The organism is Streptomyces sp. NPDC051664 (assembly GCF_044453545.1).
GTDB lineage: Bacteria > Actinomycetota > Actinomycetes > Streptomycetales > Streptomycetaceae > Streptomyces.
In genome coordinates, this window is sequence record NZ_JBITCU010000003.1 from 45018 (window position 1) to 58007 (window position 12990).

General features: G+C 66.6%; 14 protein-coding genes, 2 tRNA genes and 1 pseudogene. 13 read left to right on the plus strand and 4 right to left on the minus strand.

From position 1 onward, the window contains the following. The first annotated feature begins 30 nt into the window (after positions 1-30). The gene (locus tag ACIA8E_RS06320; protein WP_399295156.1) at positions 31-537 is read left to right on the plus strand and encodes an HD domain-containing protein; all 507 of its coding nucleotides are present in this window, start codon (positions 31-33) and stop codon (positions 535-537) included. A gap of 5 nt (positions 538-542) precedes the next feature. On the opposite strand, the gene ACIA8E_RS06325 is transcribed toward ACIA8E_RS06320, so the two are convergent. Further along, a complete protein-coding gene (locus ACIA8E_RS06325) occupies positions 543-1697 on the minus strand; it encodes an acyltransferase family protein (protein ID WP_399295158.1) in 1155 nt (384 codons plus the stop codon). A gap of 468 nt (positions 1698-2165) precedes the next feature. Here ACIA8E_RS06325 and ACIA8E_RS06330 point away from each other — a divergent pair, with 468 nt between their 5' ends. Both ACIA8E_RS06330 and ACIA8E_RS06335 read left to right on the plus strand, forming a co-directional pair. Then, positions 2166-2360: a hypothetical protein gene (locus ACIA8E_RS06330; protein ID WP_030921275.1), complete on the plus strand. Its 195-nt coding sequence runs from the start codon at positions 2166-2168 to the stop codon at positions 2358-2360. A 592-nt stretch (positions 2361-2952) separates the two neighbouring features. Further along, positions 2953-3108, plus strand: a pseudogene (locus ACIA8E_RS06335) (IS110 family transposase); the annotation flags it as partial. Here the strand turns inward: ACIA8E_RS06335 and ACIA8E_RS06340 are convergent. Then, on the minus strand, positions 3100-3423 hold the full coding sequence (locus ACIA8E_RS06340; RefSeq protein ID WP_399295160.1) for a hypothetical protein: 324 nt from the start codon (positions 3421-3423) through the stop codon (positions 3100-3102). The pseudogene ACIA8E_RS06335 and the gene ACIA8E_RS06340 sit on opposite strands and share 9 nt — an antisense overlap. Before the next feature lie 576 nt (positions 3424-3999). On the opposite strand from ACIA8E_RS06340, the gene ACIA8E_RS06345 reads away from it, so the two are divergent. After that, positions 4000-5220, plus strand: a complete 1221-nt coding sequence (locus ACIA8E_RS06345) for a multiprotein-bridging factor 1 family protein (protein WP_399295162.1) — start codon at positions 4000-4002, stop codon at positions 5218-5220. A gap of 129 nt (positions 5221-5349) precedes the next feature. On the opposite strand, the gene ACIA8E_RS06350 is transcribed toward ACIA8E_RS06345, so the two are convergent. Continuing rightward, positions 5350-5706 carry a winged helix-turn-helix domain-containing protein gene (locus ACIA8E_RS06350; RefSeq protein ID WP_356320668.1) on the minus strand — a complete coding sequence of 119 codons (357 nt, stop codon included), beginning with the start codon at positions 5704-5706 and terminating at the stop codon, positions 5350-5352. A gap of 167 nt (positions 5707-5873) precedes the next feature. Here ACIA8E_RS06350 and ACIA8E_RS06355 point away from each other — a divergent pair, with 167 nt between their 5' ends. The 5 genes from ACIA8E_RS06355 to ACIA8E_RS06375 all read left to right on the plus strand — a co-directional run bounded on the left by ACIA8E_RS06355 (position 5874) and on the right by ACIA8E_RS06375 (position 9316). Next, a complete protein-coding gene (locus ACIA8E_RS06355) occupies positions 5874-6128 on the plus strand; it encodes a hypothetical protein (RefSeq protein WP_399295164.1) in 255 nt (84 codons plus the stop codon). Between the two features lie 152 nt (positions 6129-6280). After that, complete coding sequence (locus ACIA8E_RS06360; protein WP_399295166.1) at positions 6281-6535, plus strand: hypothetical protein; 255 nt, start codon at positions 6281-6283, stop codon at positions 6533-6535. A 26-nt stretch (positions 6536-6561) separates the two neighbouring features. Then, positions 6562-7974, plus strand: a complete 1413-nt coding sequence (repSA, locus tag ACIA8E_RS06365) for a replication initiator protein RepSA (protein ID WP_399296018.1) — start codon at positions 6562-6564, stop codon at positions 7972-7974. Positions 7975-7976: 2 nt separating this feature from the next. Then, a complete protein-coding gene (locus tag ACIA8E_RS06370; RefSeq protein WP_277326186.1) occupies positions 7977-8177 on the plus strand; it encodes an excisionase family DNA-binding protein in 201 nt (66 codons plus the stop codon). Continuing rightward, positions 8177-9316: a tyrosine-type recombinase/integrase gene (locus ACIA8E_RS06375; protein WP_399295168.1), complete on the plus strand. Its 1140-nt coding sequence runs from the start codon at positions 8177-8179 to the stop codon at positions 9314-9316. Before ACIA8E_RS06370 ends, ACIA8E_RS06375 begins: the two co-directional genes overlap by 1 nt. Before the next feature lie 71 nt (positions 9317-9387). Here ACIA8E_RS06375 and ACIA8E_RS06380 read toward each other — a convergent pair. Beyond that, positions 9388-9461, minus strand: a tRNA-Gly gene (locus tag ACIA8E_RS06380). A 159-nt stretch (positions 9462-9620) separates the two neighbouring features. Between ACIA8E_RS06380 and ACIA8E_RS06385 the strand changes: the two genes are divergently transcribed. The 4 genes from ACIA8E_RS06385 to ACIA8E_RS06400 all read left to right on the plus strand — a co-directional run bounded on the left by ACIA8E_RS06385 (position 9621) and on the right by ACIA8E_RS06400 (position 12834). Then, a tRNA-Pro gene (locus ACIA8E_RS06385) sits at positions 9621-9697 on the plus strand. Positions 9698-9847: 150 nt separating this feature from the next. Continuing rightward, the gene (gene tig, locus ACIA8E_RS06390; protein WP_399295170.1) at positions 9848-11233 is read left to right on the plus strand and encodes a trigger factor; all 1386 of its coding nucleotides are present in this window, start codon (positions 9848-9850) and stop codon (positions 11231-11233) included. A 264-nt stretch (positions 11234-11497) separates the two neighbouring features. Beyond that, positions 11498-12103, plus strand: a complete 606-nt coding sequence (locus ACIA8E_RS06395; protein WP_018551584.1) for an ATP-dependent Clp protease proteolytic subunit — start codon at positions 11498-11500, stop codon at positions 12101-12103. Positions 12104-12150: 47 nt separating this feature from the next. Next, positions 12151-12834, plus strand: a complete 684-nt coding sequence (locus ACIA8E_RS06400) for an ATP-dependent Clp protease proteolytic subunit (RefSeq protein ID WP_030921266.1) — start codon at positions 12151-12153, stop codon at positions 12832-12834. Positions 12835-12990: the final 156 nt, after the last annotated feature.

Genomic DNA, 12990 nt, shown 5'->3' on the forward strand with positions numbered 1-12990 from the left:
CGGACGACCGCCCGTCCGTAGAGTCGTCCCATGCCCACGCCACGCACACCCCTGACCCTGACCGAAGTCGAGGCGATCGCCCGCAGCGCGCACGCCGGCCGGCAGGACAAGGCGGGACGCCCGTACGCCGAACACCTCGCCGCCGTCGCGGACGGTGTACGGGCCAGGGGCGGCAGCGACGACCAGATCGCCGCCGCCTGGCTGCACGACGCGGTCGAGGACGACGTGCTGTCCGCCGCGTGGCTGGCGGCCGCCGCGCTGCCGCAGCAGGTCAAGGACATGGTCCTCGCCGTCACCAAACGGGACGGCGAGGACCTGGCGGCGTACACCCGGCGCATCCTCGCCACTCCGGGCGCCCTGCTGATCAAGGAATCCGACCTCGCCCACAACGCCGACCCGACCCGCCTCGCAGTCCTGGACCCGGCGACGCGTACCCGGCTGACCGCGAAATATGCGCAGGTACGCGCGCTGCTCGGACTCAGCGCCGACGAATCGCCCACCGAACAGCCGGATCCGGCCAACACCACGGAGGGCTGATCCCCTCAGAGCTTGGCGGCGTCCCGCCGGAACGCCCAGTCCATGTCCGGCTCGGTCACGAAACGCAGCATCCGTCGCACCGGCGGCGTGCACAGCAGCGTCACCGCGCCGGCCGCGACCAGCGAGACCACGACCAGTCCGCCCGGCGAGGCCAGCCACTCGTACCGGTCGAACAACCCGGCGTAGCCGGCACCCTTGACCAGGAAACCGTGCAGCAGATAGCCGCAGATCGTCCCGGCGCCCAGCACGGTGAACCACATGTGGCGACGCGGCACCCATGCCAGGAACCCGATGGTGAGCAGCAGCGCGCAGCCGAACATCGTCAGCGTCATCACCGCACCCGACCACCACGGGGCGCCCATCTCCGGGGCGCTGTTGCTGCGGTAGAACCACCCCAGCTGCATCCGCGGCGCCGCCCAGTAAGCGACCAGGATGGCCCCGGCGAACAGCGGCAGCGCCAGCAGCCGCACCTCACGCCGACGCATCAACTGGAAATGCTCGGGCTTCAGTTGGAGTCCGAGCACGAAGAACGGCAGGAACTGCAGGACCCGCTGGAGATCGAGATCGTCGCCGATCGTGGGGGAGAACGACGCGAGCACGGCAATGACGAGCGCGACCGGCAGCGGGTGGCGCAGTGCCTGCCAGACGGGCGTGGTGAGCCGCCAGATGAACAGCGCGGCCAGGAACCAGGTGAGAAACCAGGGGTCGATCAGGCTGATCGGATGGTCCGGCGAGTCGTCCGCGTACCGCTTGAAGAGCGAGTAGGCCGTCTCGAAGACCACATAGGGCACCGCGACGCCGGTGACCAGGCGCTTCATCTTCTTGGCGCTCATGTCGAACGAGCGTGAGAAATAGCCGGAGATGATGATGAAGGCCGGCATGTGAAACGTGTACGCAACCATGTACAGCGCACGGGCGGTCCGGCTCCCGTCCATCACCGGTACCCACGCGTGCGCCACGGCGACCAGCACGATCGCCAGATATTTGGCGTTGTCGAAGTAGGCGTCACGCCGCTTCGTCGGCGCGGTCGCCGAAGGCTGGTTCATCACCGGTACGGGGGGCGTCGCGGTGATGGTGGTGCCGCCCTGGCGCCTGGGCTCCGACTCCCGGGTCGCTGGGGGGAGCGGGGCCCTCTGAAATGTGTTCGGAGCGTGGAACATCTAAAGCACCTTAGACGCCTCGATTGGAATTCGTAAAACCGTACGCAGGTATTGCGTGTTCCCGCCCAATCGAAAGTGAAACTACCGAAAACCGCCCCCTATGGCCCGATTGATCCTCCTTAAATGGGGCATATCGCCAGGCGGTTGGATGGAGTGAATTTCATCGCATCGGGGGTGGCGGAACGCCTGTGAAAGACCTGTGTGGATATGGAAACGATCACGGCCCCGTGCTTTTTGAGCAACGCCCGCGGATGGCCCCGTGCTGCCGGGCGGAGCCCCGGCGGGGCGGGTCGACGGGCCTGTCCGCCGCCGCGCACGCGGGGCGTGAGGATGGCGCGATCCCGACAGTTCGATTCGCCACCTGGCAGCAACCACAGGGGAGTTGGTGGCACGATGGACGTAACGGAGGAGTGCCCGGGCGCACGCTTCCGGGCCGGCAAGGCGGACCGACCAAGGGTGTGATCAGTCGTGGCCATTTCACTGTCTGTGGTGCTTCTGTTGGCGATCATCCTGGTGGTCCTGATCCGAGGCGGCTCGATCAAGGCCGGACCCGCGATCGTCGCGGTGCTCTTCGGCTTCTTCCTGGCATCGACCGGCATGGCGCCGTCGATCAACAGGTTCATGAACTCGATAGCGGAGACCATCAACCACATCAGCTTCTGATCCGCACCGCAGAAGGCGGGACGCGGAACGCAGAAGGCCCGGTCCGACGAGCAATTCGCCGAACCGGGCCCACCTATGGAGCGGGCGACGGGAATCGAACCCGCGTAGCTAGTTTGGAAGACCCCGTACGTGGACGGGTGCTGACCTGCGGAGATGCTGACCTGCGGTTGAGCTGCCAGGTCCCCGCAAGTCCCCGTGGTTTCCCGCTGCGTACCTCTGCTTCGGGCACGTAGCGGGCACGCTCACATCATCTTGCTGATCAACGGAGTGAGAGCTCCGATGAGGGTTGCTGCGGCCGTGATCAGGGACGCGATGTTGGACAGGGTCGTCGCTTGTCGGTTGTTGTGTGTAGCTACACGATTGGTGTAGCGTCTGCGCCATAACCTATTGCGTACGCCATGGGTTATGGGTGACTGCTCCTCATCTGGCATGAGGCTCCTTCACTCGGATGCCGTGGGGCACGCGTTCTCTTGCCGGAGAGTGCCCGCACGGCATATTTGGGTTGAGCTTCGAACTGCGTGGGATCGTAGCGCACTTGTGGGTGTCGACGCCCCACACCTCCCCGTTACCTTCTTGGTGGCCCGCAATGGGGCGCCCGGCCTCCCGGACCTACCACGACAAGAAGATCAGCCAGGGCAAGCACCACACCCAAGCTCTCCTCTGTCTCGCCGGACGACGAGCCGACGTGATCTTCGCGATGCTCCGAGACGGCACCTTTTACGAACCTCAACCCGCCCCATCAGCGTGAACTCTCAAGAGTTCGCCTTGCCTCAGCCCACAACCGCTCGAACTCCTCTGCCGAGATCTCACTTGCATGCGGCGCCTCTTGCCAGCCATCCAGGGTGCCCTCGGCGAGGACGCCGTACTGCCGTTCATAGCGGCCCATGGCGGCAAGATCGGCGTGGTCACGCAAGTGCAGCACCTCCTCCAGGGAGGCCGCTGTCACCGGGCGCGAGGTCGACCCCTGGACATCAACGTGGCGCACTGCCCAGCCCTCGTCATCGGCCTCGAAGTACTGCCACAGGTCTTCGTCCTCGAAGTAGGTCCGGAACCAGGTCGTCATGCCCGACATCCTCACCCACCCACGGACCACCTCCACCACCTTGACCAAACACATAGGGGCACCCCCCGCCTCGACCCACCAGTCACCCCAGCTCCCATCCCGTCCGCCTTCGACCCACACACCGTGGAGCGGGCGTGGTTCAGGGCGTCAAGGTGGAGCGCGCCACCGTACGAACGACCTTGACGCCCTGGACCGCGACTGCTCGGCTCTGCCTGGGTCGAAGGTGGTCGGGATGGGAGCCCACCACGCTCACCACGAATCCGCCGGCACCCGCAAACGGCGCCCCTCCCATCCCGGAGTCTGAGCGCCCCCGCCGGAGGCATGTTCTTGCCTCGCGGATGAGTTCTCGCTTTAGCCCGCAGCACGTAGCGCGCCGCCTGGCGCGGCCAGCCGGGGCGAAGACAGAGGCAGGCCGCGCCGCTGAGGCGGCGCGCACCCGCGCCGTGCGCGGGTCTTGATGAGGTAGAGAAACCTGTAACAGCTCTGTGGGCGTGGGCACTTCGTGCATCCACTGGCACTTTTTCTGACAGTGCCTCTTCTGGGGTATGGGTACCTTCAAAGCGTCGAAGGGAGCCCATGGTGGGGGCCGATCTGAGCACGGGGCAAAGGGTGGCGCGAGCACGTCGCCGACTTGGATGGGATCAGGCGCGATTGGCCGCCGCTGTTGGTCGCTCGGTCAGCTGGGTCTCGAAGGTGGAAACCGGGAGGCTGCCGCTCGACCGTATGAGCGTCGTTGGCCAGCTTGCCGAAGCCCTTGGCGTCGAGGTCATCGAACTTACCGGCCAGCCATATCGCCATGACGGCTCGGAGCTCGACTCCGGACACGCCGCGATTCCCGGCCTTCGCCTCGCCCTCCAGCAGGCAACCATGCCCGGAGGTGCCCTTCTCCTGAGCTCGCTGGAACCGCCGTCCCTGGATGATGTCTCGTCCCGGGTGCTGGCGGCGGAGCGGCTCCGCCAAGACGCAAAGTTCACGGCCCTTGGTGACGTCCTTCCCCAGATCATCCGAGACCTCATCGTCGCGTGTGACACCGCTGAGGGGGATGACCTCCGGCGCGCTGAGGGGCTGATGCTTCGCGCGAGCCACATGGCCCGGGTTTCCTCGAACCTTCTCGGTCATCATGATCTCGGCTGGAGTGCGGTTCAGAGGGAACTGGTTGCGGCTGAGCGGGCAGAGTCTCCGACCCTCCGGGCTGCCGCCCGATGGGACCTCTGCGGTGTCTGGCTCTATGAAGGGGAAGTCACCGCGGCTCGAGATATGGCGCTGCGGGCGCTCGACGACCTTGAACCTGACCTCGGCGCTGCCGATGAGAGCATCCGGTCGCTCTGGGGCGCCATGCACCTCCGGGCCGCCGTGGCGTGGTCTCGCCTCTGGGATCGGGCAGAGGCGGAATCCCACCTGGAGGAGGCGCGCCGGGTAGCTGCCGGTCTGCCTCCTGAAGGGAATGTCTTCCAGACTCAGTTCAACGCGGTGAACACTGAGATCCACAGCGTCGAGGTCAGTTTGGAGCTCGGGCACCCTCGTGACGTGCTTTCGCGGTCTGAGCTGGTGGACGTCATGCGCATCGCCTCAGGCGAACGGAAGTCGCACTTCTGGGTCTGCACTGCGGCTGGCCAGATGATGAACGGGAAGAGCGAAGACGCGGCGCAGTCCATCCTTCATGCTGACGCGGTCGCACCCCAGCATGTTCGGAATCGCCCGGTTGCACGCAACCTCGTGGACGACCTTCGGTCTGCCAACAGGAACTCGCACGCGGAGGAGATCCGGCGCCTGGCCGGACACATGAAGCTCGGCTGATCCGTTAGGACGGAAAGGAGGTCGCCGCCGTGCGGGTGGCAGACAGGGCGCGATTACTCGTGGAGTTGCACGAGATCCGGAAGAAGCTGGTAGAGGCGGGGCAGCGAGTCGATCGGCTGTCGGCCTCCGTCAAGGCTGATCGCCGAGGTGCCCTTCGAGGCGATCAAGCCGCGAGTTGATCAGATTCAAGGCGGCCTTGATCTCGGCAAGCTCGGTGTCCAAGGCTCCGTCCAGTTCATTCCCGCCGCCGGGCGGGTCGCTGGCTACGAAGGTTCCGCGTCCCTGCTGACTGACGATCAAGCCTTCGTCGCGGAGGATTCCCAACGCGTGCCGGACGGTCATGGCTGCTACGCCGTACCGCTCGGCCAATTTGGCGTTGCCGTCGAGCCGCTGGCCGGCCATCAGCGCACCATTCGCGATCTGCCTACGAAGGTCGTCGGCCACCTGCGTGTAGGCGCTGCGGGGATCGTCCGGGGTCACAGTCACATCCCCAGGTTATCTAAGTGACCTAAAGAAGTCTGCCCCGGGGGCTTGCGCTCTTTGATGCACCAACTAATCTAGATAACACAAGAGAAGTTAGAGAAGTTGGTCAGGAGCGGCGCCCTACCGCCAAGCAGATACGCCGCTCCCGTCCCTCGAAGGGAGCTTCCATCATGCCCGCGACGCTCGTCGTCTTGCACCCTGCACCGTTATCCGCTCCGCTGTCCCGCACCGAGGACGGTGTCGTCTACGAGGCCTCGCCGTGCCAGGCGTGTGGGGTCGCCGGTGGTGCGGGCTGGATCCACGTGGACGGCATCGGCGTCCTGGTGCACAACGTCCGTGGCCGGGAGCGCTGCCCGGTGGCCGCGCCGTTCGACTGGGAGACCGGTAAGCCGCTTCCCGCTCTGACTGAGGCGGTGGCCGCATGAATGCCTCGATCGTTCCTCTCGTCACTGGTCCCGCTCCCGTTCAGCCGTCGGGCCGTCCGGTCCAGCCGCCTGTGCTGCGGGCTCCGGATACGCCGTTGGGTCGTGCCCGGCTGGCTCGGGGGTGGTCGCAGGTCAAGGTGGTGCGGGCGCTGATGCTTCTGGCTGATCACTGGGGCTGGGACATCGCGGCCGAGAACTCGCTCAAGGTCTTCGTCTCCCGTTGGGAGAACGACACTCACCGCCCGGGGCAGACGTATCAGGTCCTGCTCTGCGCTGTCTTCCGCGCCACCCCGGCCGAGCTGGGCTTCACCCGGTCCGCCGTCGTGTCCACGCTCAATGAGCGGCTGACGGCTCTGGAGTCGGTGATCGAGGGCCTCACCGAGCGGCTCGGGGAGGTGGCTGCGTGACCCTTCCTGTGCTGTCCTCGGCGGCCGTGGCTGACACCGCGGCTGCCGTGGGTGTTGATCCGATGACCTTGGTCGACATGCTGCGCGTTGCCAACTCCCCGCGCTTCGAGCGCTGGAAGGAACAGGTGCGGCGGACCGGTGGCTGTGCCCAGCCCATTCATCTGAGCGGCCATTCCCAGACCGTGGACACGCGCACGGGGGAGTTCTTCGAGTACTCGACCAGCAGTGAACCGGGCGGGCGGTTGCGGATCGCCTGTGGGAACCGCCGTGCCTCGCGCTGCCCGTCTTGCGCCTGGACCTACGCGGGGGACACCTACCACCTGATCATGGCCGGACTCGTTGGCGGCAAGGGCATCCCCGACACGGTGGCCGAACGCCCCCGCGTCTTCGCCACCCTCACCGCCCCGTCCTTCGGCCCGGTCCACAACCGGCCCGACTCCGGCCGCTGCCGCTGCGGCATTGCCCACCGCGAGGACGATCCCGCCCTCGGTACAGCCATCCATCCGGAGCGCTACGACTACGCCGGGGCGGTGCTGTGGAACAACCACGCGGGAGCGCTGTGGCAGCGCTTCACCATCTACCTGCGCCGTGAGGTCGCCGCCCGTGCCGGACTGACGCAGGCGGCCTGCAAGGAAGAGGCGCGGGTCTCGTTCGGGAAGGTCGCCGAGTTCCAAAAGCGCGGCGCGGTCCACTTCCACGCGGTCATCCGCATCGACGGACCGGACGGGCCCGACACCCCGGCCCCGGCCTGGGCCACCGTCGAACTCCTCGACGGCGCGATCCGGGCAGCCGCAGCACGCGCCACGGTTCCCGTCCCTTCTGCCGGCCGATTCCCCGCCCGGATCCTGCGCTGGGGAACACAGATCGACGTGCAGCCCATCGGCTTACTTGAAGGCCAGACCGACGTCAGCGAACAGGCCGTGGGCGCCTACGTCGCCAAGTACGCCACCAAGGCAGCAGAGACCACCGGCACCCTCGACCGCCGCATTGGCGAGCTCCGCGAACTCGACATGCACCCCGGCCTGCCCGACCACACCCGGCGCCTGATCGAAGCCTGCTGGGACCTGGACACCGCCTACCCGGACCGGCTGCTCGCCCACTGGTCCCACATGCTCGGCTTCCGCGGCCACTTCTCGACCAAGACACCTCGCTACTCGACCACCCTCGGGGCCCTGCGCGGAGCACGGGCCGACTGGCGGGCCCAGCAAGAACGCCGGGAGAAGGGCCTGCCCGACCTCGACCAGGACGACGACATGGCAGAGGGCTCGGGAGAGGGCACGACGCTGGTCATCGCGCACTGGGAGTACGCCGGACAGGGCTACACCCCTGGCGAATCCTGGCTCGCCGCCTCCATCGCCAACGAGATCAGGCAAAACCGCGAACTTGCGCGAGAGAACCGCACCGAACTGGAAGCCTTCGACACCGTGGGGGAGTGGTGACCATGGAACGGCTGCTCACTGTTGACCAGGTCGCCGAACTCCTCGGCACCACCGTCCGTTTCCCACGGCGGCTCATCGAGGAGCACCGGATCGAGTACGTCAAGGTAGGCCGACACGTCCGCATCTCCGAACGCGCAGTCTCTGCCTTCATCGAGGCCAACACGGTTGTGCCTTCGGCGCGTCGGCTGAGGAGTGTGGCCTGATGGCGGTCAAGAAGCGGTCGTTCGGCCGTGTTCGTAAGCTGCCTTCAGGGCGCTACCAGGCTCGCTATGCGGGACTGGATGGCATCGATCGCCCAGCACCGCACACCTTCCGCACGAAGCGTGAAGCGGACGACTGGCTGGCCGAACGCCAAGCTGAGTTGCGTGCGGGGGATTGGACCGACCCGGATGCCGCTCGGGTCGCCTTCGGCTCGTACGCCTCGACCTGGATCACAGAGCGGGGCATCAGTGCGTCGACCGCTGACCTGTATCGGTCGCTCCTCCGGAACCACCTCGCGCCGACCTTCGACGGCGTCGCCCTCGGCGACATCACTCCCGCCATGGTCCGGGCCTGGCGTGTCGCTCGACTGGACGCGGGTGCCGGCGCTTCCTCGGTGGCTAAGTCGTACGCGCTCCTGCGGGCCGTGCTCATGACCGCTGTGGAGGACCGACTCATCCGACGCAATCCCTGCCGCGTCAAGAGGGCGAGCGTTGCACCTACTCCTGAGCGGCCCACAGCGACTGTTCAGGAGGTCTATGACCTTGCGGGGGCGATCCAGCCTCGCTACCGCGCCCTCGTCCTCCTGGCGGCCTTCACAGGGCTTCGCTGGGGCGAGCTGATCGGGCTGTCCCGCCGTGACATCGACCTCAACTCGGGAACCCTACGGGTGCGCCGGAATGTGGCCGAACTCCACAGCGGCAAGCAGCTGGTGAAGGAGCCCAAGAGCACGGCGGGCAAGCGTACGGTCGCGATCCCAGCCGTGATCGTCAGCGATCTGGCCACGCATCTCGCCGTGTTCGCTGAGCCGGGGCCGGACGGTCGGGTCTTCATCGGGGCCAAGAAGGCGACACCTCGCCGGAACCATTTCGGCAAGCTGTGGCGCAAGGCGTGCGATCAGGTCGGGATCAAGGGCCTGCATTTTCATGATCTTCGCCATACCGGAAACACCCTCGCTGCCGCGACCGGTGCCAGCACTCGTGAGTTGATGACCAGGATGGGCCACAGCACCGCCCGTGCCGCGTTGATCTACCAGCACGCCACGGCCGAGCGGGAACGGCTGATCGGTCAGGCAGTGAGTGCGGTCGTCGAGCAGGCTCGAAAGCAAGATCCCAACCCGAACGGGCACGCAGCGGGCACATAGGTCGGAAAGAAGATCGGAAATGCATCAGGGCCAGGCTGGAGGATGAACCTCTGACCTGGCCCTGAGTGGCATGGAGCGGGCGACGGGAATCGAACCCGCGTAGCTAGTTTGGAAGACTAGGGCTCTACCATTGAGCTACGCCCGCAAGCACCACAGGTCCTCGGACCGCGGCACGAGGAGCATCGTAGCGGGTCGCGGTCGTTGTCCGCACACCTCATGGCGGCACCGGGTGCCGCAATCCACGCCGCCCCCGTAAAGCGGTCTGTGCACTGCCGGTCTGCATGTACCCTACGTGTCGCACCGACGGGGTGTGGCGCAGCTTGGTAGCGCGTCCGCTTTGGGAGCGGAAGGTCGTCGGTTCGAATCCGGCCACCCCGACCACAGGCAAGATCGCATTGTGGGAGTCATCCCCCTTGCCGTTACTATGCAAATTGCGTGCCCGTGTGTCTGATGTACCGGGCTCGATCCGCGGAGCCGCTGTCCGGTGGCCGAGCAGAACCCCAAGAAGTCAGCCACCAAGGAGACCGAACCGTGAAGAGCGCCGTGGAGACCCTGAACCCGACTCGGGTTCGGCTCAGCATCGAGGTGCCCTTCGAGGAGCTCAAGGACAGCCTCGACGCGGCGTACAAGAAGATCAACCAGCAGGTCACGGTGAAGGGCTTCCGTAAGGGCAAGATCCCCAACCGCGTCATCGACCAGCGGTTCGGCCGTGGTGCCGTGCTGGAGGAGGCCGTCAACGACGCCCTCCCGAAGTTCTACACCGAGGCTGTCAACGAGGGTGAGCTCAACGTTCTGGGCCAGCCCGAGGTCGACATCACCGAGCTGAAGGACGGCGAGCTGCTGGCCTTCACCGCCGAGGTCGACGTGCGCCCCGCGATCGAGATCCCGGACTACTCCGGCATCGAGGTCACCGTGGACGCCCTCGAGGTCAGCGACGAGGACGTCGAGAAGGCCGTGGAGCAGCTCCGTGGCCGCTTCGCCTCCACCAACCCGGTCGAGCGCGCCGCCGCAGAGGGCGACGTCGTCACGATCGACCTGCAGGCCAAGGTCGACGGCGAGGTCCTGGAGGACGGCGTGGCCGAGGGTGTCTCGTACACCATCGGTTCCGGCGAGCTCCTCGACGGCATCGACGCGGCCGTCACCGGGCTGGAGGCGGGCGGCGAGGCCACCTTCACCTCCGAGCTGAAGGGTGGCTCGGCCGAGGGCAAGGAGGCCGAGGTCACCGTCAAGGTCACCGCTGTCGCCGCCCGTGAGCTCCCCGAGCTGGACGACGAGTTCGCCCAGATGGCGAGCGAGTTCGACACCCTCGACGAGCTGAAGGCGGACAGCCGCAAGCGCCTCGAGAACACCAAGCAGTACGACCAGGCCACCCAGGCCCAGGAGCGCGTCCTCGACGAGCTGCTGAAGCTGGCCGAGGTCCCGATCCCCGAGAAGCTGCTCGCGGACGAGGTGCAGACCCGCAAGCACAACCTCGAGCACCACCAGCTCGGCCAGATGGGTCTGAACCTCGAGAAGTACCTGGAGATCCAGGGCAAGACGCTCGAGGAGTTCGAGGCCGAGACCTCCGAGCAGGCGATCAAGGGCATCAAGACCCAGTTCATCCTGGACGAGCTCGTCAACAAGGAGAAGCTGAACGTCAACCAGGAGGAGCTCACCGAGCACCTCATGCGGCGCGCTGCTTCCTCCGGCATGAGCCCCGACCAGTTCGCCCAGGCCGTCGTCGAGGGCGGCCAGGTGCCGATGCTCGTCGGCGAGGTCGCCCGCGGCAAGGCGCTCGCCGTGGTCGTCGAGGCCGCCAAGGTCGTCGACACCAACGGTGAGCTCGTCGAGCTCGAGGACGACGAGGAAGAGGCCGTCGAGACGGTCGAGGCCGCCGAGGGTACCGAGGCCGCCGCCGAGGAGAAGACCGAGGCCTGAGCCTCGCGCTGAACCCGCACGACGGGCTCCGGACGCTAAGCGTCCGGAGCCCGTCGTCGTATCGGTGGCCGACCCCCACAACCCTTGTGCGCACTGCTCAGCTTGCGCTCCCAGCGAACAGTTGCGGAAGCGGGATGGCGTTGTCCCACCTGCGCGTTAGGGTCCATGAATAGGAAGGGTGGGGGAGCCCCCGCCCGCCCGGTACGAAGACGCTGAGACGGCCGGAGCCGTCAGAGACGAGCAGGTGGATACGTGACGAATCTGATGCCTTACGCCGCCGGAGAGCCGTCCCTCGGTGGTGGCCTCGGCGACCAGGTCTACAGCCGACTGCTCGGCGAGCGCATCATCTTCCTCGGTCAGCAGGTCGACGATGACATCGCCAACAAGATCACGGCGCAGCTGCTTCTCCTTGCCGCGGAGCCGGACAAGGACATCTACCTCTACATCAACAGCCCCGGTGGCTCGGTGACGGCCGGCATGGCGGTCTACGACACCATGCAGTACATCCCGAACGACGTGGTCACCATCGGTATGGGCATGGCGGCCTCGATGGGCCAGTTCCTGCTGACCGGTGGCACCGCGGGCAAGCGCTTCGCGCTCCCGAACACCGACATCCTCATGCACCAGGGTTCGGCCGGCATCGGTGGTACCGCGTCGGACATCAAGATCCAGGCGCAGTACCTGCTCCGCACGAAGCAGCGGATGGCGGAGATCACCGCCCGCCACTCCGGTCAGACCGTGGAGACGATCATTCGCGACGGTGACCGCGACCGCTGGTACACCGCGGAGGAGGCCAAGGATTACGGCCTCATCGACGAGATCATCACGATCGCCTCGGGCGTTCCGGGCGGCGGCGGCACCGGGGCCTGAGCCCTGTCCGCCCAGCCCGCAGCCCCAGCCCCCAGAACGCCACCAGGATGGTGAACACCCACATGAACAACTTCCCCGGCGCCTCCGCGAGCGGTCTCTACACCGGCCCGCAGGTGGACAACCGCTACATCGTGCCGCGCTTCGTGGAGCGCACCTCGCAGGGTGTGCGTGAGTACGACCCGTACGCGAAGCTCTTCGAGGAGCGCGTGATCTTCCTCGGCGTCCAAATCGACGACGCCTCCGCCAACGACGTCATGGCGCAGCTGCTGTGCCTGGAGTCGATGGACCCGGACCGCGACATCTCGATCTACATCAACAGCCCCGGCGGCTCGTTCACCGCGCTCACCGCGATCTACGACACGATGCAGTTCGTGAAGCCGGACATCCAGACGGTCTGCATGGGCCAGGCGGCCTCCGCCGCGGCCGTGCTGCTCGCCGCCGGTACACCCGGCAAGCGCATGGCACTGCCCAACGCCCGTGTGCTGATCCACCAGCCGTCCTCGCAGACGGGCCGTGAGCAGCTCTCCGACCTGGAGATCGCGGCCAACGAGATCCTGCGGATGCGCACCCAGCTGGAGGAGATGCTGGCCAAGCACTCCACCACGCCGCTGGAGAAGATCCGCGACGACATCGAGCGCGACAAGATCCTGACCGCCGAGGATGCCCTCGCCTACGGTCTCGTCGACCAGATCGTCTCCACCCGCAAGAGCGCGGCCGGAGCGATGGCCTGACGTCGGTCTTTACCCCTTGGCACGGTCGGTTCACACGGTCGTGACCGCGTGAACCGTGCCAAGGGGGGCCCGAACGGGGGGCCAGGCAAGGTACCGTCGGATAGAGGCACCAGGAGCCGCTGCACCAAGCTGCTCCCAGGCGAAGGGGAAGCACCT